This is a genomic window from Anaerorhabdus sp. (genome assembly GCF_036637135.1).
In the GTDB taxonomy this organism is placed as follows: Bacteria; Bacillota_I; Bacilli_A; order Erysipelotrichales; family Erysipelotrichaceae; genus Anaerorhabdus.
This window is the reverse complement of the sequence record NZ_JAVWNC010000007.1, coordinates 1-25,047: the sequence shown is the minus strand read 5'-3', so window position 1 is coordinate 25,047 and position 25,047 is coordinate 1. Positions and strand designations below refer to the sequence as shown.

The following is a 25,047-nucleotide window of genomic DNA, read 5'->3' as shown; positions in this document are numbered from 1 at the left end:
ACCATTAATTCATTTTCGAGTTATACTAAAATTATTAGAGGAGTTTAGTTTATATGAAAAAAATAGAAGGAAAATTAGTAAGACAATATATTGGGGTTGGATCATTAGGGTTTACAGCATTTCTCTATATTATATCTGGTGTGTCATTTTTAATTTGGAAAACAGAAATACCTAAAGTTGTACGCCTCATTATCTTTGGATATTCCATGGTTATGGGTGTTACAGGACTTTTAGGATGTTTAAATAACTTTAGTTTTTCAAAAGCTATAAGAGGTTTTATGCCCATTGTATTTGGGTTTACATTTCTTGCGTTTATCAATCAATTTTCAACACTATATGCATTATTTTTAGGGGTTTATATTTTAATTATTGCGATAGTGAAAACAATTGACTATGTTATTCAAAGGTCAAATAAAACACCTGGTAGAAGTATGGTCTTGCTTAGTGCAGTTGTGATTTACTTATTTGCATTACCACTATTATTTGCTCCAGGTATGAATCAGAGAAGAGCGTTTTTAATTACTGGAATATTCTGTATATTTTACGGGTTCTCTTTGTTAGGGGATTTTATTGTAGAAGTAGCACCAATTAAACAAACAAATCGATTCAAAAAACGAATTCGAGTAAATTTACCAGTATTCATGACAATGTTGATGCCTAAAAAAGCAATTAGTTATATTAATAAATTAGTTGCGATTGATGATGATGGAATAATTGAAGAAGATAGCTTTAAAGTAGATAAAATACCAGATATTGAAATCTTTGTGCATGTTACGGAAAAAGGATTTGGAACAATAGGGCATGCAGATTTGTACTTTGAAGGTAAAATATATTGTTATGGAAATTATGATTTTCAATCTTCAAAACTTTTTGGATCCATCGGTGATGGAGTCTTGTTTGTAACCAACAATCGTGATGAATATATTAAATTCTGTGCTAAGGCTACCGGAGATTCAATCTTTGCGTTTGGATTAAGTTTAACGGATAAACAAAAACAAGCGATTAGAGATCGCTTGGGTGAATTATTTACACATGTTTATCCTTGGGAAAGTTTGTATCAAAAATATGAAGAAGGTAAATATCAAAGTGAAACAGTTCCTAATGATTATGCGAGCGAATTGTATAAAGCAACACATGCATCAATGTATAAATTTAAGGATACAAGTTTCAAAACATATTTTGTCTTAACAACAAATTGTGTAAAACTATCTGACTATGTAATTCGTGCAACAGGAATTGCAGCTGCAAATCCAAATGGAATTATGTCACCAGGATCATATTATGACTATCTCAATGAACAATATCGTTTGAAGAATTCGATTGTTATATCGAAACAAACTTATCATCACAGTGTTACTATTGAACATGAAAAAAGTTGACGTTAGTCAACTTTTATTAATCATTATTACCACGACGACCGACAATTAATAATAGACGTAAAAATTGCATAACAGTTACTGATAATGCAGCGACATATGTTAGTGCAGCGGCGTTTAGTACTTTCTTAGAACCTTCAAGTTCGTCACTATCAAGAATACCACTTTGATCAAGCGCTAAGATGGCGCGACTACTAGCGTTGTATTCAGTTGGTAGTGTGACTAGTTGGAATACGACGCATAGACCAAATAAGGCAACACCAAAATAGGCAACATTAATCCATATTTGACCACTAGATGATAAGAAGATACCAAGAAGGATCAAAGGGAATGACAATCGAGAACCAATGTTTGTAACATTGACAATAGCAGCTCTAAATTTAATGGGTGCATAGTTTTGTGCGTATTGAATTGCGTGACCTGCTTCATGGCAGGCAACACCAATTGCAGCAGTTGAAGTATTGCCATATACAGAATCAGATAAACGGATAACATTTTGACGTGGATCATAATGATCAGTTAAGTGACCTTGTACATGTACAATTTGAACTCCGGTTAAACCATTTTCATCAAGGATTTTACGGCAAGCATCTTCTGCGGTAATTCCCTTTCTTGAATATTGGTTTGAAAAGCGTTTATAGGTGCTATTTACTCGTGAACTTGCCCATAATGAGAAAATAACAGCAGGGGTAACTAATAAAATATAATACCAATCGATATAGAAAAACATAATCATATCCTCCTCAACAAGTTTATCATATTTGTGAGAGACTATTGTATCAAATGATTATGTGAACATTATGGTATTCGTTGAGAAACACCAGGGTACGTGGTAGAATAAAAATGAGGTGAAAACCATGAATAAAAAAAGAGTGATTTTAGTAAGTGGGATGTCGGGTGCAGGTAAAACCAGTGCAACCAACATTCTAGAAGATATGGGATATCATTGCATTGATCAATTCCCAGTTCAAATTTTAACGAATCTTGTTGATGTTATAGAATCAAGTACAGATCCTCGTTTTTACTTTACTGCACTTGCAACTTCTGCGATGGATTTTCCAGAGTTTTTAAGAGCGTTTAAAGGAGCAGATATGGATGTAAGAGTACTCTTCTTAGATGCATCAGATGATGTGCTTCTACATCGATATAAATCAACACGAAGAACACATCCATTATTAATTAGTAATACAGTAAATACGCTAGAAGAAGCAATCAATGTGGAACGTCAAATGTTTATGAATTCAAAAGATAGTACATTTGTAACTATTGATACAACTTTCACAGATTTTAAGGTATTAAAGAGTAAGATTGAGAGTTACTTTAACTTAAGAGAAGGTCCAACATTTTCAATTAGTTTTGTTTCTTTTGGATACAAGAATGGTGTACCTATGGATGCAGATTTAATGTTGGATGTACGGTTTTTACCAAATCCATATTGGGTGCAAGAGTTAAGACCGTATTCTGGTGATGATAAAGCAGTCTATGATTATGTCATGGATAATGATCAAACAAAAGAATTCATTAAGCGTTTGGTATCATTTTTAGATTACGCATTTACAGAATATGTTAAAGAAGGTAAGAATCACTTTACGGTTGCGATTGGATGTACAGGTGGACAACACCGGTCTGTAGCAATTACAAATTATCTTTTTGATTTATACCATACTAAATACAATTGTTATAAAGATCACCGAGATAAAAAGGACTTTACTAATGAAAAATAAAAAAGTTGTGGTTATTGGTGGGGGTCATGGACAATCAACAATACTAAGAGGTATCAAACACATTGAGAACATCGATATTACTGCAATTGTAACAGTTGCGGACGATGGAGGATCAACAGGGCGTTTACGTCAATTTTTCAATATGCCTGCGATGGGAGATATACGAGGTGTATTAATCTCTTTAGCGGAAAGTGAATCATTACTTGGAACACTAATGGATTATCGTTTTGTATCTAGTGAATTAGAAGTGAATCCTGAACAAGATGTTTTAGGACATAACTTAGGTAATCTGATTTTAGTTGCATTAACACAATCATGCGGAAGTTTTGTGGAGAGTGTTGAAATTTTATCTAAAGTTTTAAATGTACGAGGTGATATTATTCCATCGACATCTCAAGTCATTACACTCTTTGCGATGATGGAAGATGGTACGATTGTGCGAGGAGAAACCAATATTCCTAAAATTAATAACCGTATTAAACGTGTGTTCTACCAAGATGATGTGCGTGCAAGTGAGAAAGCAATTGAAGCAATTCAAAATGCAGATCTCATTATTTATGGTATTGGTTCGGTTTATACAAGCATATTACCTAATATTATTATTCCAGAGATTAAAGATGCGCTTCAACAAGCCAAAGGACAAAAAATATATATTTGTAACGCAATGACACAACCGGGTGAAACGACAAACTATGATGTTGAAGATCATGTGGATGCGTTGATTGACCATGGAGCACCTGTAGAAAAAGTTGTGGTTGCGAATGATGTAATTCCAGAGTTTATTACTAAACGATATGAAGAAGAAAATAGTACACCGGTACGAATTGTAAGAGAAAGACATAGCTATAAAATTGTTGAGGAAAGTTTACTTGATTTTTCTAACAATTTAGTACGACATGATAGTATGAAAATAAAATCAGTCGTAGAAAGCTTATTGAAGGATGTGGAAGATACATGTCATTTACAACAGAAGTAAAACAAGAGATTGCATTAAATGAATTAAAAGATTGTTGCAAGAAAGCAGAATTATCTGCCTTAATACAACTGTGTTCAACATTATCAATATCAAATAAAGGATTAACTTTATTAATCAAAACAGAAAATGCAACAACTGCAAAAAGAACATGGAAAATGCTAAAAGAATGTTATGGTGTTGAAACAGATTTATCAGTAATGAAAAAAATGAATCTAAAGAAAAACAATATTTATTACATACGTGTATTAAACAAAGCAAAAGAAATATTAGAAGATTTAGGCTTATATTCAACAAGAGGATTACTATCTCGTCCTTTACAAAGCATTGTAACGAAAGAATGTTGTGCTAGAGCATATTTAGCTGGAGCTTTTATGGCTATGGGAAGTGTCAATGCACCACAACGATCAAGTTATCATTTGGAGATTGGTACGAGTAGTAGTGAGCATGCGGAATTTGTAGTGAAGGTTATGAATCGTTTTGAATTACCTGCAAAATCAATAACAAGAAGAAATCAAGTCGTTGTTTATATCAAAGCTGCAGATAAAATTGCCGACTTCTTACGACTTATTGGTGCTTTTGAATCCCTTATGAAATTTGAAGATATACGTATTCATCGAGATTTCAAAAATAGTTTAACGCGCTTAGACAATTGTGAAGTAGCAAATGAAGTTAAGAGTCAAAATGCTGCCAAGAAACAACTTGAAGATATAGAAGTTATTGAAAAGGCAGGTAAACTCGAGATGTTAGATGAGCGATTAGTTGAGATAGTGCAATTAAGAAAAGAGAATCCTGAATTAAGTCTAAATGAACTCAGTAAAGAGTATGAACGACAAAAAGGTGTCGTCATGAGCAAGTCAGGAATGAAACATCGTTTTACCAAAATCCAAGAACTTGCAGATAAAATTAAAATGCAAACTAGTGTACATTCTTAATTTGTACATTATAATGGAATGGAGGAAAATGATATGAGATTAATATATTTTTTACTAACAGTATTTACATTCGTAGTTTTATTTCAAATATTTTGGCCACTGATTTTAGTATTTGGTCTATTTATTGTGGGTATATTTGTGTACCTAAATCACAAGGCAAAACAGGCATTTAAAAATAGTGATGATACGACTTATTATGAATCGCAACAAGAACAACAAACAACATTTCAAAATCCACGTCAACAAGAGGATGACTCAAATATAGAAAAACCAATTAACACGGGGAATGTCATTGACGTAGAATACACGGAAAGAAGTCAGGATGATGACAGAAATTGAGATAGAAATGTATCATGATTTTTTGCCAGTCTCCTCTGAACAATGGAAAACCATTCAAGAGCATCTGGCGATAAATCATTACGAAGAGAGTAACCACAACTTAGTGAATATGATTTTATGGTTAGAATGGTATCCACTGTTTTGTGTTGAACATGCACACTATATGTTGTTGTTAGGGATTCACGAAGGTGAATTATTTCTTTATATGCCTTTATGTAAAGAAACATATTTTGATGAAGCAATTATCAAAGCGAAATCCATATTTGATCATTATGGAGTAAAGTTTGTCTTAAGTTGCTTCACTAAAGAGGCAATGGATAAAGTACTTAAAATTTATCCTGAGTACTGTGCTTGCCCTGCTAGAGAGAGTTATGATTATGTTTATCGTGTTGAAAAGTTGATGAGTTTTAGCGGTAAGAAATTACAGAAGAAAAGAAATCACTTAAACGCATTTTATAAAGATTATGAAAATCGTTTTGTCTATGAAACAATGAATCAAGAGAATGCGAAAGAGTGCAAAGCTTTCTTAGAAAATTGGAAAGCAGAAGATGGAGATGCATTTTTACAATCAGACCGCAAAGGTACAATGAGAATCTTAGATTTATTTGGAGTTGTAGATTATCGCGGTGGATGTATTCGTATTGATGGGGAAATCAAAGCTTTTGCGATTGGCTCGGTTCTATCGGATAGAATGTGTCAAGAAAACATAGAAAAAGCAGATCCAAATATTCGTGGGTTGTATCAAGCGATTATGAAAGAATTTTTGAGTCATGAGTTTAGTAATTATGAGTATGTTAATCGTGAAGATGACATGGGGTATGATAATCTAAGACAAGCAAAGATGGCGTATTATCCAGAATTTATGATTGAGAAATATCGATTATGCAGAGAGGGTGAAAACAGTGATTAAAAAAGTAGAATCAGGTCAAACCAATACAATTAAGAAAATGTGGTATCAATGTTTTCCTCAAGAAGAAGAAAAGTACATTGAATACTATTTTGATGAAATATACAAACCAGAAAATACAGTTATTTTAATTGAAAATGGAATTGTACAATCATCATTGCAACGTATCCCTCATGAGATGATGTTTAATAACCGTGTAATTCGTACATCAATGATTGTTGGAGTTGCGACATTACCACAATATCAAAAACAAGGTAATATGAAAAAATTAATGCAAGTTGCAATTGATGAAATTGAACATCAAGAACTAATAACATGCATACAAGCTTATAATCCAGCATTGTATGAACCATATGGTTTTAAGATGGTTTATAATCACAAAGAGACAACTTTCACTCGTAATCATGTTCAAAAGATTAGTAATGAAGGGTGCAGCTACAATGTAAGTAGTGAAGATATGCTTCAACTTTATGCAACCTTTGTAAAACGTTTTAATGGATACTACATCCGTGATGTAAAAAACTTCAATCAAATGAAGAAAGAAAGTGCTGCACAGGGTGGAAAGATATTGGGTTACTACAATGAAAAAGGACATCTTCAAGCTTATGCAGTTTGTCTATTCACAAACAAAGAAGTAGTCATGGAAGAATGTATTTACTTAAACAGTCTTGCTTTAACTAAACTAATTAACCTAGCGCTTCAAATTAGAGGTATTGTGAAAGTACATACGAGTGAAGTGGAAGATTTGAGAATTTTATATCCAGGTGTTGAAGTAAAAGATTATGGATTTACAATGGCAAGAGTGAATGACTTTGATTTATTTAATCGATTGTATCAAGTTAATGCAACAACGATTGATGAAGTCTTTGCATCAAGTGGTAGACCACTTTATATGAATGAATTTTATTAGAACTCCTTTGATGGAGTTTTAATTTGGTTTTGGTGTATGATATTAAATATAAAGTGAGGCAAAACGATGAAATATGATTTTAATACAGTTGTGAATCGAACAGGAACAGGTTCACTGAAATGGAAAAATGCAGAAAAGATATTAAATAAACCTTGCACAATTCCACCATTATCAACTGCCGATATGGAATTTGTGGCATGCCCAAGTGTTGTGAGTCAAATTGAAGAAGCAATGCATCATCAAGGTGTATTTGGGTATACATCATGTCCTGATGGTTATACAAAGACTGTCGTGAATTGGTTAAAAGAGGAACATCAATTTGATTGTGGTGAAGCATGGATACTACAAACCTTTGGTGTAATTCAAGCGATTCATCATATCGTGAATTGTTTTACGTCAGTTGGGGATGATATCATCATTCAAACACCGGTATATCACCAATTTAAAAAAATCATCAATCATACTCAACGCAACTGTGTAGAAAATGCATTAAGGATTGTGGGTGGTCGATATGAAATGGATTTTGATGATCTTGAACAAAAAGCAAAATCAGCAAAGATGTTGATTTTATGTAGCCCACATAATCCAATAGGTAGAGTATGGACAATTGAAGAATTGAAGCGTGTGCAAGAAATAGCAGAAAAAAATAATTTACTTGTTGTGGCAGATGAAATTCATTTTGATTTTATATTAGATGGAAAACATACAGTATTTGCAAACTTAATGAAAGATAATGTGATTTTATGTACATCACCAAGTAAAACATTTAATCTAGCAGGTCTTAACTTAGCGAATATTATCATTCCAAATCAAGGCATTAAAAAGAAACTTGAAGAACACCTAGAGAATGAAGATGTGCACTATCAAACATACTTTGGTTATCATGCATGTATGGGTGCTTATTCTAATGAAGGACGTGTATGGAAGAATGAGTTAACTCAAGTCATTCAAAATAATTTTGATGTATTTAAGAAATTTATAGAAGAATCGTTACCAACATGTACTCTTTTTCATCTTGAGGGTACTTATTTGGCATGGCTAGATTGTAATGGGTTGGGATATAGTGAAGATATATTGATTGAAATGCTTAATAAAGAAGAAATCTTTGTGGATCGTGGATCAACTTTTGGTCATAATGGAACTGGGTTTATTCGCATCAATTTGGCTTGCCCAACAAGTGTTATATTTGAGGTAATTGAAAGATTCAAGAAGTGTTTTGTGAATAAAATATAGGAATTAAAAAGGGATAAAAAAAAGATAAAAAAATTAATTCAAATATGTAAGCGCTTTATTGCTTTAAACAGCGCATTTATAGGCTTTTTTGGGTTAATAATTAGTTTTTTCACAATTGACAATTGGGGTTAAAAAAGACTATAATTTTATTGCATCATAGAGGAGGTCAATTAAAATGGCAGATGTTAGAGTAGCAATTAATGGTTTCGGTCGTATTGGACGTTTAGCGTTCAGACAAATGTTTGGAGCAGCAGGGTATGAAGTTGTAGCAATCAACGACTTAACAGATCCAAAAATGCTTGCACACTTATTAAAATATGATTCAGCACAAGGTCGTTACGATGGCCACACAGTTGTAGCTGGTGAAGCATCAATTACAGTTGATGGTAAAGAAATTAAGATTTTCAAAGAAGCAGACGCTTCTAAACTTCCTTGGGGAGATTTAGGTGTTGATGTAGTTCTTGAATGTACAGGATTCTACTTATCAAAAGCAAAAGCAGAAGCTCATATCACTGCTGGTGCTAAAAAAGTTGTTATCTCAGCTCCTGCTGGAAATGATTTACCAACAGTAGTATTTGGAGTAAACGAAGGTATTCTTACTGCTGAAGATACAATTATCTCAGCTGCATCTTGTACTACAAACTGCTTAGCTCCTATGGCTAACACATTAAACAAATTTGCACCTATTCAAAGTGGTATCATGACTACAGTTCATGCTTACACAGGTGACCAAATGGTTCTTGATGGACCTCACCGTAAAGGTGACTTACGTCGTGCTCGTGCTGCAGCTTGCAACATCGTTCCTAACTCAACAGGAGCAGCTAAAGCTATCGGTCTTGTAATTCCTGAATTAAACGGAAAACTTATCGGTTCTGCACAACGTGTTCCAGTTCCTACAGGTTCAACTACTATTTTAGTAGCTGTAGTTAAAGGAACAGACGTAACTAAAGAAGGAATCAACGCTGCAATGAAAGCTGCTGCAAATGATTCATTCGGTTATACTGAAGAAGAATTAGTATCAAGCGATATCATTGGTGAATCACATGGTTCATTATTCGATGCTACACAAACAATGGTAACTAAAGTAAATGACGATACATTCCAAGTACAAGTAGTTTCTTGGTATGATAACGAAAATAGTTACACTAGCCAAATGGTTAGAACAATCAAATACTTCGCAAACATTAAATAATAAATGTAGGAAGATGAAACCGGTAGAGAAATCTATCGGTTTTTATTTTATTCATAACTTGATTTAAAGCGTTAAAACCTTTTACTTGAGGGTAAAAGTGAACTAAAGATTTGCTAAAAGGGTAAAAAGCAAGTAAAATAAAAGTGGTCTTAGGACGAAGAAATTTAAGGAGTGACATACATGGTAAATAAATTACCCGAAAAACTATTATTGTTAAGAAAACACTTCGGTTTTTCACAACAAGAAATAGCAGATAAAATGGGTGTAAATGTTGTTGAATATATGGGCTGGGAAAATGGACGTGCAATCTGTAACCTTGCTCAATTTAAACGTTTAGCAAGCATCTTCCAAGTTTCGTTAGATGATATGCTTAAGAATTCAACTGATATTGCATTGCCTAATTTATCATTGGAAGATAGTATACAAATTCCGTTTATGAAAGATAGTGAACCAAGTGAAATAGATATTCCACTTATGGTTAATCCGCAAAAAGCAGCACATGTTGTAAATGAAACAACTGCGCAAATTAAACGCGTAAGTGAAGTAAAACAAAAACCACAAGAAGTACAACAAAAACCAGTGACTCCAATTCACCGTGTAGACATGAATCAAAAAACTACAAAGAAGAGTCCAAAAAATAATAAAAAATTATTTATGATTATTGGTGGTGTAATTGGTGCGGTTGTCTTAATCGGATTAGTTTTCTTTCTTTTAAATATGAATAAGGGTACAGATGGTTTGAATCTAAAACTATCTCAAGCAGATCGTTTAAGCACAACTGAAAAATTTACAGTTTATATTCGTGATGATCATAACGTAGCGACATATGGACAAGGGATACAAATGACAGACTTTAACAACTTAGTAAAAATTGATAGTTATAAAGATACTGTAGTAGGTCTTAAAGCTGACGGTACTGTAGTAGGTGCTGGATCTAATACAAATGGACAATTGGATGTAAGTAAGATTGAAAAAGCAGTGGATGTAGCAATTGGTGCTAAACACACTGTAGCTGCCCTTGATGATGGAAAGGTAGTTTGTGTTGGGGACACTGCACAAGGCGCTTGTGATGTTGATCAATGGGAAAATATAGTAGATGTTGAAGCTGGGAATGGATTTACAATTGGAATTGATTCTGCGGGAAATGTTAAGGTAGCAGGAACAGTAACAAATTCTGCTTCAATGGAATCGAATAAAAATGTAAAGAGTGTTTCGATTGGTACAAATGAAGTTGCATTCCTTAGTTCATCACAAACAGTTACAACTGTTTCATACAGTGGTGCTGTAGCAACAAATGTATCAACACTTAAAAATATTACACAAGTAGCAGTGGGTAATGGGTTTATCGCAGGACTCGGTAGTGATGGTAAAGTGCAAATCGCTACAAATAATGAAGACTTAAAGAAAGCTGTTGAACAATGGAGTAGCATTGGTGTTATTTCGGCTTACAACAACACTTTAGTTGGATTTACAACATCAGGTAAGATGGTAGGAACTGGTGATAACCAATACAACCAATATACGAATGAAGCAGAAACGACGACAACTGAACAACTTGAAAAAGTTAAAAACTTACAAGTGAGTTATGATAAAACAAAAATTAAAATAACATGGGATAAAGTAGAGGGCGCTGATTATTATGAAGTGTCAATTGATACAAATCCAGTATATACGGCTAAGGCTGTGGAAAACTCATTAACAATTGATCAATCAAAATTAACAGATGGTCAAAAGTATGTCATTACGATTATTGCTTCTTCAAATACAGATAAGAACTTAAATTCTGAAGCATTTACTGTGGATTTCAATTATACAGCTCCAACACCAGAACCAACAGTAACGCCATCATTTACCCTTACGATTAAATATGTATATGATGATGATGTTAACTCAAAGATTTATCAAGATTATGTTATGACATATAACACAGGGGATACTTATCGTGTAGAAAGTCCTAAGATTGATGGATATGAAGCGTTGAGAACTGTTGTAGAAGGTACAATGGGATCTAAGAATGAAGAGATTACAGTACGTTATAAAGCAAAAGTAGCGCCAACACCAACTCCAACACCAACAGCGACTCCTTTCCCTGATACGGATGGTTGTGCTACGAGTGGAGGTACATTTGATTCGGTGACAGGAAAATGCACATGTCCTCAAGGGACTCAACTTGCACCAGATAAAAATGCATGTGTAGCAATAGGAGGCTAAGAAAATGGATAAAATATGGTATGTACGTAGTACAAAACGTAAAGGTGGACCTTTCACTGAAGAAGAACTTATTCGTTTAATTCGCCAAGAAATTGTGAATGAAGAATATGAAATATGGAATCCCGAAATGAAGGGATGGATGAGACTTGTAGATAGTGTTTACAGTTTCTATATTCCAGAAAAAGATATTGAAGAGTGAGAAATCACTCTTTTATTATGTATAGATATACTTGTATAATTAAAAACTACAAGGTAAAATATATCACAGGTGAAAAAGATGAAAAAATTAAAAGAAATCAATTGGGAAAAAGTTTTATTTATATTTGTTATGGCAAGTTTAGTGATTTCAACTATCTTCATTGGATTTAAGATGGTTGTGTCACCAGTCTCACTAGAAACAGGTATGCAATTCACACGTGTGAAGTCAGATTACACGCTGATGTTTTTCCAATGTTTATTGGGAATTATAGCAATGGTATTACCAAGTATATTTGAAAAGAAATTTAAAGTAATCATTCCGAGTTACATGTTGATTTTATATGTTATATTCTTGTATTGTGCTATTTTCTTGGGTGAGGTTAGAAGTTATTACTATACAGTAAATCATTGGGATACAATATTACATACATTTAGTGGGGGAATGCTAGGAGCTCTTGGGTTCTCGTTTGTTTCTTTGCTCAATCAAAATGATAAAGTACCTATGAATTTATCTCCCTTATTTGTCGCAATCTTTGCGTTTTGTTTTGCGGTAACTTTAGGGGTTGTGTGGGAAATTTATGAATTCACGTTTGATGGTATCTTGCATTTGAATATGCAAAAGTTCATGTTAGAAAATGGAACTGAATTAGTAGGTAGAGCAGCATTAATGGATACAATGAAAGATTTAATGGTAGATGCAGCGGGAGCTTTAGTTGTATCTGTTGTGGGGTATATTTCGATGAAGACACAAAAGGATTGGTTACAAAAAATTCAATTTAAACGTGCCCATACAAAATAGCCTTGTTTGTAAAATTAAAGTAAGTTATACTTATAGAAACTGATGATTAGAAGAGTAAAACTAAATCAATCAATAGAGATAACTGGGTTGGTGGAACAGTTAGTGCGGTGAAGTTTGAAATGCATCTATGAGGGTTTGTCCGATATGTAGGATAAAACGTTTCTCGCGTTAAGAGTTTGAGAAGTAAGAAAAGTGGAACCACGCAATGGCGTCTTTTTATAGGATGCCATTTTTATATTGCAAGGAGGAAAAGCATATGCGATTATACAACACAAGAACATTAAAGATTGAAGAGTTTAAACCATTGATTGATGGAGAGGTAAGTATGTATGTTTGTGGACCAACAGTTTACAACCACATTCATATTGGTAATGCGAGACCGATTATTGTCTTTGATACACTAAGACGTGTTTTTGAAGCAGAAGGATACAAAGTTAAATACGTATCAAACTACACAGATGTGGATGATAAAATTATTAAGAAAGCAAATGAAGAACACAAACATGAAGCTGAAATAACGGAAGAATATATCCAAGCTTATAATGATGTACGTCATAAATTAAACGCTCATGATTTATATAAGACACCACGAGTAACAGAAACAATGGATGAGATTATCAAATTCATTGAAGAGTTAATCGAAACAGGACATGCATATGAAGCTGATGGAGATGTTTTCTTTAGAGTAAATAGTGTGGACTCATATGGGGAAATATCACATCAAAATATTGATGATTTACAAGTTGGCGCAAGAATTGAAGAAAATGATAAAAAAGAATCACCACTTGATTTTGCGTTGTGGAAAAAAACCGACATGGGTATAAAATGGAATACCAAATGGGGAGAAGGAAGACCTGGTTGGCACACTGAGTGTGTTGTTATGATTAATAAGGAATTTGGTAAAGACTTAATTGATATTCATGGTGGAGGAATGGATTTACGTTTTCCACATCATGAAAATGAAGTTGCACAATGCCGTGCACTACACAATACAACACTTGCGAATTTCTGGTTACACAATGGAATGATCAATATTGATGGTGTTAAGATGAGTAAATCACTTGGGAATTTTACTTTGGCAAAAGATGTATTGAATCAATTTAGTCCGCAACTTGTACGTTGGTTGATGTTGTCAGTGCATTACCGTATGGAATTAAATTTTAGTGATGAAGTATTTGAAACAGCGCAAAAAGAATTGGACAAAGTGCTAAATCCACTTAAACAAGCAACTGTAAAAATTGCGCTTGCAAATGAAGAAATTAAGAATGAAATGGATCAAGAACTTTATCAACAATTCTTAGATGCTATGGATGATGATTTGAATACACCGAATGCTTATGCGGTTATCTTTGAAACAGTTAAGAAGTTAAATCAAGTTTTACGTGTTAAAGATGTTGATGCAAATGAAGTAAGTAAATATATTGTGACGATTGAAAAAATGTTAGATGTATTGGGGATTGAGTATCTTCGTCTTACACTTACTGAGGATGATAAAGAATTATTTAACAAATGGAATCTTGCGAAACAAGAAAAGAATTTTGATGAAGCAGATAAATTAAGAAGTCAATTGATTGAAAGAGGATTACTATAATGAAGACGAATCAAATCTCTGGAAGTACCTTAGCGTATTTGGGGGATGCTGTTTGGTCATTGTATGTAAGAGAATATTTAGTAGAAAAAGGATATAATAGGGCAAATGATTTACAAACAAAAAGCGTTCGTTTTGTAAGCGCAAAAGCACAATCCAGTTTTTACCATAAGTTACTTGAAGAGGATTTTTTCACTGAAGATGAATTAGATATTTTTAAACGTGGAAGAAACTACAAGAGTGATAGCGTACCTAAGAATACGGATGTAACAACCTATCGTACATCAACTGGATTTGAAGCGGTATTAGGGTATTGGTATGTAGAAAAGAAAAAAGATAGATTAGATGCATGTTGGGACAAAGTCAGGACTTTTGTGGAGGTATAATATGGCACAATATATATATGGGAAAAATATGGTTCAACAATTACTAAAAGACAATAAGAAGATTGATGTCCTCTATGTTCTAGATAATCAAAAAGATATTGAGCAAGCAGGACGAAAAAAAGGAATTCGTATTGAAAGAGTAGATCGTAAACATTTGGATAAATTAGCTGAAGGTGGTAATCACCAAGGAGTCATCGCAAAAGTCGAAGAATACAAGACAGTTTCAATTGACCAAATTCTTTCAACGATTCCAGAAGATAAACTTGGATTCTTAGTAATGTTGGATGAATTAGAAGATCCACATAATTTAGGTGCAATATTACGAACAGCTGATGCAGTGGGTGTTGATGGAATTATCATTAAGAAAAACAATGCAGTTGGATTAACATCGACTGTTGCGAAAGTATCAGCTGGAGCAATTGAGACAGTACCTGTCGCAGATGTAACGAATTTGACACAAACATTAAAACAATTAAAAGATAAAGGGTATTGGGTTGTTGGGACGGATATGAAAAATGCACAAGATTATCGTCAACCTAAATATGATACACCGATTGTTTTAGTCATCGGAAATGAGGGCAAAGGAATTTCTCGACTTGTTAAAGAGGAATGTGATTTCTTAGTAAAACTTCCTATGGTAGGAGAAATATCATCTCTAAATGCATCTGTAGCATGTGGAATTCTAATGTATGAGGTTTATAACAAACGTTTCCCTTTGTAGAGGAGAAGAAACATGTGGCTTTGTTATCAAAATGATTTTGAATTGTTGTATTACTGTATGCAAAAAGATGAATGGGCATTAAATGCTTTAATCAACAAGTACACACCATACTCTAGAAAAATAGTGAAAGAAAGTTTAAATGGTAACTTGTTGTTGGAAATGTATCGCGATGATTTTGTTTTAGAAGCACTAGTAGCAATTACAGATTCAATACATTGCTTCCACATTCAAAATAAGTGTAAGTTTGGTACATTTGTTTATTATTGTGCGCAACGCAGAGTAAAAACACTGTTGAGGCATCACTTAAGGATGTCAGACAATCACAATCTTTACTCGATATCATTAGATACAATTAGAGTAGATGAAGAGAATCCATTTTCTACTAAAGTAAGATCATTTGAAGGATGCAGTAATCCAGTGTATTATTTGGAATATAAAGATGCTTCCTTACGTGTCAGAGAAGTAATACAAAATTTATCAAGCTTGGATAAACAAGTGTTAGATTTATACTTAGTTGATTGTCCATATGTTAAAGCATCAAAGATCATTGGACAAAATGAAAAAAATTATGATAACCGAGTACAAAAAGTAAAAAAACTAATAAAAGCCAGTATTTATCAGGATAAAGACATCACAAAACGGTGATGTTTTTATTAAAATAATTAAAATAGATTGAGAATGACTTTATTGACTGGGAATAACCTTTATGGTAGAGTTAATTAGCGTAGAAACTGAAAGGAGTTGTTTTAATCGTGGCAAAAGAAGATAAAGTAATTCTTACGTGTACGGTGTGCTTGTCGCGTAACTATACAACTCATCGTAATAAGAAAAGTTCTAACGAACGACTTGAATTAAAGAAGTTCTGTAAGAAATGTGGAGAACACACCCTTCACAAAGAAACAAAGTAGGAGGATAATACAATGTTGAAATGGTTTAGTATTAGTGGAGTAACAAAAGAGGCAAAACGTGTTCGTTGGCCAAAGGGTAAAGATTTAATGTCAAGTACTGGTGAAGTATTAATCTTTATTATATTTTTTGGAGCATTCTTTGTTGGGTGTGAATTCTTAATCACATTCTTCTTAAAGTTGATTGGAATAGGTGCATAGTATGACAGAAGCAATGAAACCGTATATCGATGAAACTGAAAAAAGATGGTATGTAGTAAATACATATGCAGGACATGAAAACCGTGTTAAAGAAAACCTTGAACGTCGTGTTGAATCAATGGGTATTACTGACTATTTATTTAGAATATTAGTTGCAGAAGAAACTGAAATTGAATATAAGAATGGAAAAGAAGTTACAAAGATGAGAAATCTTTTCCCTGGTTACTTATTTGTAGAAATGATCATGACTGATGATGCTTGGTATGTTGTACGTAATACACCAGGGGTTACAGGATTTATCGGATCATCTGGGGGAGGAGCAAAACCATTCCCAGTATCTCCTGATGAAATTGATTCTATCTTAAGAAGAATTGGTATCGGAGACACTGTTGTTAATGTTGACTTCACAGTTGGGGATACAGTTAAAATCTTATCTGGCCCTTTCACTGGCATGGAAGGTAAAGTAAATGCAATGAATGATCAAACTAAGATTGCATCTGTACTTACGATTCTATTTGGACGTGAAACACCTACGGATATTTCTTACTCGGATTTAATTAAAGCTGATTATTAATAAAACAGAGGTCATTGACTTCTGTTTTTCTTTTGGTTGGGCATATATATTGCCTTGGCAATAATAGTTGAGTAACCTATAGTTAGATGAAAAGCGAGGTTTATATATGAATAAAATTGGAAGTGATTCAAATTATCAAGTAAAAGAAGGGGTACAAGTCATTTATTTGGCTGGTGGCTGTTTTTGGGGTCTTGAGAAGCTTGTACAAAGCATACCTGGTGTACTTGATGGGACTTCTGGATATGCCAATGGAAATCTCACTAAACCAACATACCAACAGGTATGTAATGGTGATACAGAATTTAGAGAAACGGTGCGCGTAGAATATGATCCAAAAATAGTAAGTCTAGAGACAATACTGTATGCTTATTTCTCGGTAATTGATCCAACGATAGAAAATCGTCAAGGAAATGATAGAGGTAGCCAATATCAAACAGGAGTATATTATTCGGATGAAGAGAGTAAGGTTATTGTTGAAAGAGTGGTTGCCATTGAAAAGGAACGAGTATCGCATTTTGTGGTAGAAGTGAAACCATTGGAAAACTTCTATGAAGCAGAGGAATATCATCAAAACTACTTGGATAAGAATCCAACTGGATATTGTCATATTTCAAAGTTTGAATTTGATAAAGTAAAGAATATCGTTGTGGATGCATCGAAATATAAGAAACCTGAAAAGGATGAAATCAGTAAGAATTTATCCGATATTGAATACAATGTTACGCAAAAAGCAGCTACTGAAAAACCATACTCACATGAATATGATGAGTTATTTGAGGAAGGTATTTATGTAGATATCGTTACAGGTGAACCATTATTTTCTTCGAAAGACAAATATGATAGTGGGTGTGGATGGCCAGCATTTGATAAAACGATTGATGAAAATACAATTGTTGAAAAGAAAGATAACTCCTTCGGTATGATTCGTACGGAAGTTGTAAGTCGTGTAGGTAACTCTCATTTAGGACATAAATTTGAGAATGATCCAGTATCACCTAATGGAATTCGATATTGTATAAATGGATCATCCTTACGCTTTATTCCTAAAGTTAACATGGAAAAAGAGGGATATGGTTACTTGTTAGGTATTTTCTCATAAAAACTAGCGAAATATCCTTTATTTATTAGGTTATAGTTGACTATCTACCTAGTTTGAGGTATTATTTTTAATGCACATGTGTGCATTCTTTGCGTGGGAGGACTGCAACTAGTCCATTGTACCACTGCACTGACAATCAAATATAGGAGGTATGTCAAGTGAGTAAAAAAGTTGCAAAAGTCTGCAAGCTACAATTTCCAGCTGGCGGAGCAAAACCAGGACCAGCATTAGCTTCAGCTGGTATCAACATGCCACAATTCTGTTCAGCATTTAACGATGCTACTAAGGAACGTGGAGGAGACATCGTACCAGTAATCATTACTGCGTATGAAGATAAGTCTTTCGAATTCGTATTAAAAACAACACCTGCTGCAGTATTATTAAAGAAAGCAGCAAAAGTTGCAAAAGCATCAGGAAGCCCTAAGGCAGTTAAAGCAGGAAAGATCACATTGGACCAATGTAGAGAAATCGCTGAATACAAATTGCCAGATTTAAATGCTAATGATGTTGAATCAGCAATGCGTATTATTGCAGGAACTGCACGTAATATGGGAATTGTTGTAGAAGGCATGGAGGACTAATTTGATGGCTGGTAAAAAATATTTAGAAGCTGCAAAATTAATCGACAGCAGCAAAACATATAGCTACACAGAAGCTGTAGAACTTGCAAAGAAAACAAGTACTACTAAATTCGATTCTTCTGTTGAAGCTTGCTTCAATTTAAATGTTGATCCTCGTCACGCTGATCAACAAATCCGTGGAGCTATCGTGCTTCCAAACGGAACAGGTAGAACTCAAAAGGTTTTAGTTGTAACTCAAGGTGCTAAAGAACAAGAAGCTAAAGATGCTGGCGCAGATTTCGTTGGTGGAAAAGAAATTCTTGAAGATATTAAAAAAGGTTGGTTTGAATTTGATATTATCGTAGCTACTCCAGATATGATGGGTGAGTTAGGTAAATTAGGTAAGATTTTAGGACCTAAAGGTTTAATGCCAAATCCTAAAACAGGAACAGTTACTATGGATGTAACTAAAGCTGTTAGTGAAATCAAAAAAGGTAAAATTGAATACCGTGTTGATAAAGAAGGAAACATCAATGTTGCAATTGGTAAAGTATCATTTACTGCTGAACAACTTGCTGAAAACTTCAAATCTCTATACGATGTAATCGCAAAAGCAAGACCTGCTGCAGTAAAAGGTATCTATATGACATCTGTTACTCTTGCAACAACAATGGGTCCTGGAATTAAAGTTACAGTTGAATAGTTAAATTAGAATGTCGCTAGACATTCTTTTTTGTTGCATATTATGAAATAAAGAGATGAAGTATTTGTATATAGATAAATCCTTGGTATAATTTGAAAGAGGTAAATACGATGAAAAAAATAAATATTTCAGATTTAAATAATAATGTGTTTGAATTAATTTCTAAAGATTGGGGCGTTGTAACAGTTCAAAGTAATAATAAAGTAAATGGAATGACTGCTAGTTGGATACAAATGGGGCATTTATGGAATAAAAATATTGTGACTGTATATGTTCGACCACAACGTTATACATATTCATTTATGAATGATAAAGATACATTCTCAGTTGCATTTTTTGATGAAAAATATAGAAAAGAATTGGGATATCTAGGAACAAAGTCAGGAAGAGAATTTGATAAAATAAGTGAATGTGGAATGACGACAAGTCTTGTAGATGACACTCCGATTATCAATGAAGCTAAGCTTGTTTTTGTTTGTAAAAAACTATACGTACATGACTTAAAAGATGAAGAGTTTGTAAGTGATGAAGTAAAAAATGAATCATATCCTGCTAAGGATTTTCATCGCGTATTTATAGGAGAGATAACAAGCGTATTAGTAAAAGATTAGGAGGACAGGAATGCGTAAAATAGTATTGTGTTTAAGTATTCTAGTGCTTCTAGGTGGTTGCACGAAAGCAACATCACAATTTGTTGAACCAGAAGGTACTGCAAGACCCAGTATTGTTCCACTAACTCCAGATACATCATTCGCAAGTGAAGAATGGTATGACCGCTATGATATTTTTGAAATTAATCGTGAATTAGCGCATGCTAGTTTTACACCCTACTCATCCAAAGAAGAAGCACTGCTTGCAGAGATGAGTAGTTTAGATAATGTGGATTTTAGTTCGTCACCCTATGTTCAATCATTAAATGGAACATGGCGTTTTTACTATGCATCCAAACCCGCAGAACGATTAAAAAATATTGCAGGATATGATGCATTTACATATTGGGAAGATTGGGATGATACGAAGTTTGAAGACATAACAATACCATCCAATATTCAAACACAACGCAATGAAGATGGTACATTCAAATATGAGAAACCAATTTATATTAATCAAATTTATCCGTGGCTAAACTATGAAGAGATTCAATATGGTTGGCAAGGGGAACCACTTGCACCTACGGCGATGAATAGCGTAGGACATTATAAACGTGAGTTTGAACTGAATGATACAATGAAAGATAGAAATATATTCCTGAGTTTTAAAGGAGTAGAATCAGCGTTCTATGTGTATATTAACGGTGAACGTATTGGATATAGTGAAGATAGCTATACAACGGCTGAATTCAATATTACTCCCTACTTAAAAGAAGGAACAAATACAATAGCGGTAGAAGTTTATCGTTGGTCAACAGGTAGTTATTTTGAGAATCAAGATTTCATTAGACTAAGTGGGATTTTTAGAGATGTTTTACTATATTCAAAAGATGAAGTAGAGATACGTGATTTCTTTGTGAGAACACAATGCAACGATGATTATACACAAGCAGAATTAAATGTTGATACTGTAGTAAGAAATTTATCATCAGAAATAAAAAATAACTATACGCTTTCTTTTGATGTGATTGATCAGGTAAAAGATGAATCAGTTTTAAAGGAGCCAATCATACAAAAAGTAGAATCATTAGCGTCATATCAAAACGTAAAAGATGAAGGAGTAACAATCAATCAAATAATTCAAATAGATTCACCAAAATTATGGAGTAGTGAAAAGCCGAATCTATATCGTTTACTTATCCAACTGATTGATGATCAAGGAAATGCGATTGAAACAATTTGTACACGTATCGGAATAAGAGAAGTTGAAATTAATCAAGTAGATGGTCTATCACAAATATTATTAAATGGAAGCCCAATCATGTTGAAGGGTGTTAATCGTCATGAAACAAGTTTAGTAAATGGACGTGCTATTACAAAAGATGAAATAATCCAAGACTTAGAATTAATGAAATCTTATAATATCAATGCATTTAGAACGTCGCATTATCCAAATCAAGAAATAACTTATGATATAGCCGATGAGTTAGGTTTATATGTTGTGGATGAAGCGAATATCGAAACACATATCGGAGAAAAAGAATTAGGAGTACCAGGTAATAATCCGATTTATACTCCACTTATTTTAGATCGTACAAAGAGTATGGTGGAACGTGATAAAAACCATGCCAGTATTTTATTTTGGTCATTGGGCAATGAATCAACTTACAAAGAATATCCAATGGATGAGAATTATCCGTTTTATGTTTCTTCAATGTGGGTTCTACAACGTGATCCAAGTAGATTAAGGGTATATGAACGAGATAATCGAATTGGAAATACACGAGAAGAATCGATGGTAGATGTTGTGAGTAGTCAATATTGGACACTTGATCAAATTAACCAATACGGTAAGAAAGAGAAGAATGCTTTCTTCCAATCAGAATATGGACATGGTATGGGAAATGCGATGGGTAATTTTAAAGAATACTTTGATGCTTATCGAAAATATAAAAATACTCAAGGTGGATTTATTTGGGATTTTATTGATCAATCTATTTATACGGTTGATGATGGAAATGAATACTTTGGATATGGAAGTGATTGGGGAACATTGCTACATGATGGTGCTTTCTGCGGGAATGGATTGATTAGCGCTAATCGTGTGCCGCAAGCAGAGATTGAAGAAGTAAAGAAGGTTCAACAAAATTTTCAATTTGAGTATAAAAACGAAGTGTTAAAAGTAACGAATGAAAATATTGCGACAAACTTAAATGAATATCAAGTAGATATACAGATATTACATAACGGAATTGAACTATACAAAAAAACACTAAATAAAGAAGAAATTAATGTTGCTCCATTAGAAACAAAAGAGATTCAATTATCGTTGCCTAATTTAAAAACAGTTGATGGTGAGCTATTATTCAATGTGAATGTTCGTTATACAACAGATCAGTTATGGAACAATATTTACGGTGGTAATCAAGGTGATATTTGTTCGAGTGAACAGTTTATACTACAAGATTATTTGTATGATGTAGAGATAGAAAAAAATCAGAATATTAATCTTGATGAAAATGATCAAGAAATTATAATAAGTGGTCATAACTTTGAAATTACGTTTGATAAAAAGTTGGGATTATTTTCTAAATATTTACTGAATGGTGAATTAGTTTTAGAGAATGGTCCACGTGTTAGTTTTTATCGAGCTCCTGTATCCAATGATATTGGATTTAGTGATGAAGTTAAACACGCTGAGACATCATTTGTCTTGGAAAGTATAAACATAAATCATAAAGATCAACTAGTAACTATACAAACTAAAGGATTGATTGAATCGGTGAATTCGAATGTTATGACAACATATACGATTGATGGAGAAGGAAAAATAAAAATAGATACATCCGTGGATGTACCTTCAGTTAAATCAGTAGGTGAAATTGCAAGAATTGGAATAGTGTTTGATGTAAATAACATAAATACATCAGAGTGGTATGGAAGAGGTCCATTTGAAAATTATGTAGATCGTAATACTGCGACCTTTGTGGGTATCTATCAATCAACCCTGAATGAATGGTTTAATGATACATATCTAAAACCACAAGATAGTGGCAATAAGACCGATGTTCGTTGGCTCAAACTAATTGGAGATGACAACGCATTGATGATTAATTCAAATCAAAGTTTTGGTGTAAATATCTTACCTTACTCAGATGAAGAAATAGGCAATGCGCAACATATTGTTGAACTCGAACATAATGGAAAATACGTACTTCATTTGGATGCGTATCAACGTGGTTTAGGCAATGGTAGTTGGGGTGCAGAACCACTTGAACAGTACAAAATAAAACAAGGAAAGACAATACAGTTTTCGTTTGTTCTTCAACCAAGTAAATAAAAATGCGATTGAATTCAATCACATTTTTTGTTTTTGGGAAGAGGATATTATTTTAATAGGTTTTGTAGGTAAGTAGCTATTTCTTCATCTTGGCAATTAGCGAAGAATAAATCTTTGAATTCAGGATAATCAATTGTATCTTTTAAGAATTGTTGGTCCATCTCTTTTAGAATTTTGATCATTGGTTGGTGAGTTACAAGTTTAACTTGATCTAAGATTTTTTTATTTGCTTGTTCAGGGATAACGCGTTCTTTTGGATAACCACCACCGAATTGTTCAGAGAATAGTTTTTCAAATGTGTAGCGAAGATTTAATTCTCCACCCCAACCAAATCCTTGTGCAAATGGCATAGCGATACAGTTACCATCATTTACTTGTCCAAATAGATAAGCATCTAATGAATCTGTAATGTGCCCACATAATACGTTTGGAAATGAATTACACGCAAGCATTGCACCTTGCCCTGTACCACAACCTGTAACTACAAAGTCTACTGCTTTTGAGTTAAGTAAGATTGCTGCTAATAAACCATTCTTTACATAAGTTAATTGGTGAGTATCTTCTGCAGAATACATACCGTAGTTATGTACAGTGTGATTAAAACTTGATGCAACAGTATTTAATTCGTTATAGACGATACTGTTTTTTGCTGCTTGTGAGTTTTCGTTAATTAATGCGATTTTCATTTTAATTTCTCCCTTTTTCTTTAGTTTGGTTGTTTTCCAATATAAGCTAAGATACCACCATCTACATATAAGATATGTCCATTTACAAAGTTGCTTGCATCACTTGCAAGGAATACTGCAGGTCCCATTAGATCTTCTGCAACACCCCAACGTGCAGCTGGTGTTCTTGAAACGATAAATTGGTCAAATGGGTGACGGCTTCCATCGGGTTGTCTTTCACGTAATGGAGCAGTTTGTACAGTTTCGATATATCCAGGTCCAATACCATTACATTGAATATTACTTTCGCCATATTCTGATGCGATGTTTTTTGTAAGCATTTTTAATCCGCCTTTAGCGGCTGCATATGCACTTACTGTTTCTCTTCCTAATTCTGACATCATTGAACAGATATTAATAATTTTACCATGTCCTTTTTTAATCATTGAAGGAATACAAGCTTTTGCCATAATAAATGGAGCGTTCAAATCAACATCAATAACTTTTCTAAAATCAGCAACACTCATTTCGTGCATTGGAACGCGTTTGATAATACCTGCGTTATTTACGAGGATATCAACGACGCCTACTTCAGTTTCAATTTGTTGAATCATTGCTTGAACTTGTTCTTCATTGGTTACATCACACACATAACCATGAGCTTTGATACCTGCTTCTTCATAAGCTGCTAAACCTTTGTTAACTAAGTCTTGATTGATATCGTTAAAGACAATTGTTGCACCTGCTTGTGCTAATCCTGATGCAAGTGAGAATCCAATACCATAAGATCCCCCAGTTACTAATGCTACTTTGCCATCTAATGAGAAGGCATTCATATTAAATTGTGTCATTTTATTTTCTCCTATCTTTGTACTCGACCTGAAGCATCCCCTTGACATAGGGCTTCAACTTCAGCTT

27 protein-coding genes and 1 other annotated feature are annotated in these 25,047 nt (G+C 33.6%); of the genes, 24 read left to right on the top strand and 3 right to left on the bottom strand.

What is annotated here, in order from left to right; genetic code table 11:
• Positions 1-53 precede the first annotated feature (53 nt).
• Positions 54-1,379: a DUF308 domain-containing protein gene (locus RR643_RS02250; protein WP_332482184.1), complete on the top strand. Its 1,326-nt coding sequence runs from the start codon at positions 54-56 to the stop codon at positions 1,377-1,379.
• 16 nt (positions 1,380-1,395) lie between these two features.
• On the opposite strand, the gene RR643_RS02245 is transcribed toward RR643_RS02250, so the two are convergent.
• Complete coding sequence (locus RR643_RS02245; protein WP_332470088.1) at positions 1,396-2,106, bottom strand: zinc metallopeptidase; 711 nt, start codon at positions 2,104-2,106, stop codon at positions 1,396-1,398.
• A gap of 127 nt (positions 2,107-2,233) precedes the next feature.
• Here RR643_RS02245 and rapZ point away from each other — a divergent pair, with 127 nt between their 5' ends.
• From rapZ to RR643_RS02130, 23 genes are all read left to right on the top strand, one after another.
• Positions 2,234-3,100, top strand: a complete 867-nt coding sequence (gene rapZ, locus RR643_RS02240) for an RNase adapter RapZ (protein ID WP_332470089.1) — start codon at positions 2,234-2,236, stop codon at positions 3,098-3,100.
• Positions 3,090-4,076: a gluconeogenesis factor YvcK family protein gene (locus RR643_RS02235; protein ID WP_332470090.1), complete on the top strand. Its 987-nt coding sequence runs from the start codon at positions 3,090-3,092 to the stop codon at positions 4,074-4,076. The genes rapZ and RR643_RS02235 overlap by 11 nt, the downstream gene beginning before the upstream one ends.
• Positions 4,055-5,008, top strand: a complete 954-nt coding sequence (gene whiA, locus RR643_RS02230; RefSeq protein ID WP_332470091.1) for a DNA-binding protein WhiA — start codon at positions 4,055-4,057, stop codon at positions 5,006-5,008. The genes RR643_RS02235 and whiA overlap by 22 nt, the downstream gene beginning before the upstream one ends.
• A 33-nt stretch (positions 5,009-5,041) precedes the next feature.
• Complete coding sequence (locus tag RR643_RS02225; RefSeq protein WP_332470092.1) at positions 5,042-5,347, top strand: hypothetical protein; 306 nt, start codon at positions 5,042-5,044, stop codon at positions 5,345-5,347.
• On the top strand, positions 5,334-6,257 hold the full coding sequence (locus RR643_RS02220) for a DUF2156 domain-containing protein (protein ID WP_332470093.1): 924 nt from the start codon (positions 5,334-5,336) through the stop codon (positions 6,255-6,257). The genes RR643_RS02225 and RR643_RS02220 overlap by 14 nt, the downstream gene beginning before the upstream one ends.
• The gene (locus RR643_RS02215; RefSeq protein WP_332482183.1) at positions 6,250-7,164 is read left to right on the top strand and encodes a GNAT family N-acetyltransferase; all 915 of its coding nucleotides are present in this window, start codon (positions 6,250-6,252) and stop codon (positions 7,162-7,164) included. Before RR643_RS02220 ends, RR643_RS02215 begins: the two co-directional genes overlap by 8 nt.
• A 66-nt stretch (positions 7,165-7,230) precedes the next feature.
• Positions 7,231-8,397 carry a MalY/PatB family protein gene (locus RR643_RS02210; RefSeq protein ID WP_332482182.1) on the top strand — a complete coding sequence of 389 codons (1,167 nt, stop codon included), beginning with the start codon at positions 7,231-7,233 and terminating at the stop codon, positions 8,395-8,397.
• Positions 8,398-8,572: 175 nt separating this feature from the next.
• Positions 8,573-9,589, top strand: a complete 1,017-nt coding sequence (gene gap / locus RR643_RS02205; protein WP_332482181.1) for a type I glyceraldehyde-3-phosphate dehydrogenase — start codon at positions 8,573-8,575, stop codon at positions 9,587-9,589.
• 180 nt (positions 9,590-9,769) lie between these two features.
• Complete coding sequence (locus RR643_RS02200; protein WP_332470138.1) at positions 9,770-11,800, top strand: helix-turn-helix domain-containing protein; 2,031 nt, start codon at positions 9,770-9,772, stop codon at positions 11,798-11,800.
• A gap of 4 nt (positions 11,801-11,804) precedes the next feature.
• Positions 11,805-11,999, top strand: coding sequence for a GYF domain-containing protein (locus RR643_RS02195; protein ID WP_332470139.1), 195 nt, complete (start codon positions 11,805-11,807; stop codon positions 11,997-11,999).
• Positions 12,000-12,077: 78 nt separating this feature from the next.
• Entirely contained in the window at positions 12,078-12,797 is a 720-nt protein-coding gene (locus RR643_RS02190) for a hypothetical protein (RefSeq protein WP_332482180.1), read from the top strand.
• A 33-nt stretch (positions 12,798-12,830) separates the two neighbouring features.
• Positions 12,831-13,016: a binding site (T-box leader), on the top strand.
• 37 nt (positions 13,017-13,053) lie between these two features.
• On the top strand, positions 13,054-14,388 hold the full coding sequence (gene cysS, locus RR643_RS02185) for a cysteine--tRNA ligase (protein ID WP_332482179.1): 1,335 nt from the start codon (positions 13,054-13,056) through the stop codon (positions 14,386-14,388).
• On the top strand, positions 14,388-14,771 hold the full coding sequence (locus RR643_RS02180; RefSeq protein WP_332472671.1) for a Mini-ribonuclease 3: 384 nt from the start codon (positions 14,388-14,390) through the stop codon (positions 14,769-14,771). The genes cysS and RR643_RS02180 overlap by 1 nt, the downstream gene beginning before the upstream one ends.
• 1 nt (position 14,772) lies before the next feature.
• Positions 14,773-15,492: a 23S rRNA (guanosine(2251)-2'-O)-methyltransferase RlmB gene (rlmB, locus tag RR643_RS02175; RefSeq protein WP_332470143.1), complete on the top strand. Its 720-nt coding sequence runs from the start codon at positions 14,773-14,775 to the stop codon at positions 15,490-15,492.
• 12 nt (positions 15,493-15,504) lie between these two features.
• A complete protein-coding gene (locus tag RR643_RS02170) occupies positions 15,505-16,137 on the top strand; it encodes a hypothetical protein (RefSeq protein WP_332470144.1) in 633 nt (210 codons plus the stop codon).
• 107 nt (positions 16,138-16,244) lie between these two features.
• Complete coding sequence (rpmG, locus tag RR643_RS02165; RefSeq protein ID WP_078710981.1) at positions 16,245-16,400, top strand: 50S ribosomal protein L33; 156 nt, start codon at positions 16,245-16,247, stop codon at positions 16,398-16,400.
• Positions 16,401-16,412: 12 nt separating this feature from the next.
• A complete protein-coding gene (secE, locus tag RR643_RS02160) occupies positions 16,413-16,598 on the top strand; it encodes a preprotein translocase subunit SecE (RefSeq protein ID WP_332470145.1) in 186 nt (61 codons plus the stop codon).
• A 1-nt stretch (position 16,599) separates the two neighbouring features.
• Complete coding sequence (gene nusG / locus RR643_RS02155) at positions 16,600-17,172, top strand: transcription termination/antitermination protein NusG (protein ID WP_332470146.1); 573 nt, start codon at positions 16,600-16,602, stop codon at positions 17,170-17,172.
• 106 nt (positions 17,173-17,278) lie between these two features.
• Positions 17,279-18,271, top strand: coding sequence for a peptide-methionine (R)-S-oxide reductase MsrB (gene msrB / locus RR643_RS02150; protein ID WP_332470131.1), 993 nt, complete (start codon positions 17,279-17,281; stop codon positions 18,269-18,271).
• A gap of 158 nt (positions 18,272-18,429) precedes the next feature.
• Positions 18,430-18,852: a 50S ribosomal protein L11 gene (gene rplK, locus RR643_RS02145; protein WP_332470132.1), complete on the top strand. Its 423-nt coding sequence runs from the start codon at positions 18,430-18,432 to the stop codon at positions 18,850-18,852.
• A 4-nt stretch (positions 18,853-18,856) separates the two neighbouring features.
• A complete protein-coding gene (rplA, locus tag RR643_RS02140) occupies positions 18,857-19,534 on the top strand; it encodes a 50S ribosomal protein L1 (RefSeq protein WP_332470133.1) in 678 nt (225 codons plus the stop codon).
• A gap of 110 nt (positions 19,535-19,644) precedes the next feature.
• Positions 19,645-20,145, top strand: a complete 501-nt coding sequence (locus RR643_RS02135) for a flavin reductase family protein (RefSeq protein WP_332470134.1) — start codon at positions 19,645-19,647, stop codon at positions 20,143-20,145.
• Positions 20,146-20,155: 10 nt separating this feature from the next.
• The gene (locus RR643_RS02130) at positions 20,156-23,464 is read left to right on the top strand and encodes a glycoside hydrolase family 2 TIM barrel-domain containing protein (RefSeq protein ID WP_332482178.1); all 3,309 of its coding nucleotides are present in this window, start codon (positions 20,156-20,158) and stop codon (positions 23,462-23,464) included.
• Between the two features lie 47 nt (positions 23,465-23,511).
• Here the strand turns inward: RR643_RS02130 and RR643_RS02125 are convergent, their stop codons facing one another.
• Entirely contained in the window at positions 23,512-24,150 is a 639-nt protein-coding gene (locus tag RR643_RS02125) for an RpiB/LacA/LacB family sugar-phosphate isomerase (protein ID WP_332470136.1), read from the bottom strand.
• Positions 24,151-24,170: 20 nt separating this feature from the next.
• Positions 24,171-24,980: a gluconate 5-dehydrogenase gene (locus RR643_RS02120; RefSeq protein WP_332482177.1), complete on the bottom strand. Its 810-nt coding sequence runs from the start codon at positions 24,978-24,980 to the stop codon at positions 24,171-24,173.
• Positions 24,981-25,047: the final 67 nt, after the last annotated feature.

Excerpts from the sequence above, each read along its gene's own strand:
- RR643_RS02225 (WP_332470092.1), top strand. The coding sequence starts at position 5,042 with ATGAGATTAATATATTTTTTACTAACAGTATTTACATTCGTAGTTTTA.
- rapZ (WP_332470089.1), top strand. The coding sequence starts at position 2,234 with ATGAATAAAAAAAGAGTGATTTTAGTAAGTGGGATGTCGGGTGCAGGT.
- RR643_RS02245 (WP_332470088.1), bottom strand. The coding sequence starts at position 2,106 with ATGTTTTTCTATATCGATTGGTATTATATTTTATTAGTTACCCCTGCT.
- RR643_RS02190 (WP_332482180.1), top strand. The coding sequence starts at position 12,078 with ATGAAAAAATTAAAAGAAATCAATTGGGAAAAAGTTTTATTTATATTT.
- rlmB (WP_332470143.1), top strand. The coding sequence starts at position 14,773 with ATGGCACAATATATATATGGGAAAAATATGGTTCAACAATTACTAAAA.
- RR643_RS02120 (WP_332482177.1), bottom strand. The coding sequence starts at position 24,980 with ATGACACAATTTAATATGAATGCCTTCTCATTAGATGGCAAAGTAGCA.
- whiA (WP_332470091.1), top strand. The coding sequence starts at position 4,055 with ATGTCATTTACAACAGAAGTAAAACAAGAGATTGCATTAAATGAATTA.
- RR643_RS02220 (WP_332470093.1), top strand. The coding sequence starts at position 5,334 with ATGACAGAAATTGAGATAGAAATGTATCATGATTTTTTGCCAGTCTCC.
- RR643_RS02250 (WP_332482184.1), top strand. The coding sequence starts at position 54 with ATGAAAAAAATAGAAGGAAAATTAGTAAGACAATATATTGGGGTTGGA.
- RR643_RS02125 (WP_332470136.1), bottom strand. The coding sequence starts at position 24,150 with ATGAAAATCGCATTAATTAACGAAAACTCACAAGCAGCAAAAAACAGT.
- secE (WP_332470145.1), top strand. The coding sequence starts at position 16,413 with ATGTTGAAATGGTTTAGTATTAGTGGAGTAACAAAAGAGGCAAAACGT.
- rplA (WP_332470133.1), top strand. The coding sequence starts at position 18,857 with ATGGCTGGTAAAAAATATTTAGAAGCTGCAAAATTAATCGACAGCAGC.
- RR643_RS02210 (WP_332482182.1), top strand. The coding sequence starts at position 7,231 with ATGAAATATGATTTTAATACAGTTGTGAATCGAACAGGAACAGGTTCA.
- msrB (WP_332470131.1), top strand. The coding sequence starts at position 17,279 with ATGAATAAAATTGGAAGTGATTCAAATTATCAAGTAAAAGAAGGGGTA.
- gap (WP_332482181.1), top strand. The coding sequence starts at position 8,573 with ATGGCAGATGTTAGAGTAGCAATTAATGGTTTCGGTCGTATTGGACGT.
- nusG (WP_332470146.1), top strand. The coding sequence starts at position 16,600 with ATGACAGAAGCAATGAAACCGTATATCGATGAAACTGAAAAAAGATGG.
- RR643_RS02200 (WP_332470138.1), top strand. The coding sequence starts at position 9,770 with ATGGTAAATAAATTACCCGAAAAACTATTATTGTTAAGAAAACACTTC.
- RR643_RS02195 (WP_332470139.1), top strand. The coding sequence starts at position 11,805 with ATGGATAAAATATGGTATGTACGTAGTACAAAACGTAAAGGTGGACCT.
- RR643_RS02130 (WP_332482178.1), top strand. The coding sequence starts at position 20,156 with ATGCGTAAAATAGTATTGTGTTTAAGTATTCTAGTGCTTCTAGGTGGT.
- RR643_RS02235 (WP_332470090.1), top strand. The coding sequence starts at position 3,090 with ATGAAAAATAAAAAAGTTGTGGTTATTGGTGGGGGTCATGGACAATCA.
- cysS (WP_332482179.1), top strand. The coding sequence starts at position 13,054 with ATGCGATTATACAACACAAGAACATTAAAGATTGAAGAGTTTAAACCA.
- RR643_RS02170 (WP_332470144.1), top strand. The coding sequence starts at position 15,505 with ATGTGGCTTTGTTATCAAAATGATTTTGAATTGTTGTATTACTGTATG.
- RR643_RS02135 (WP_332470134.1), top strand. The coding sequence starts at position 19,645 with ATGAAAAAAATAAATATTTCAGATTTAAATAATAATGTGTTTGAATTA.
- RR643_RS02180 (WP_332472671.1), top strand. The coding sequence starts at position 14,388 with ATGAAGACGAATCAAATCTCTGGAAGTACCTTAGCGTATTTGGGGGAT.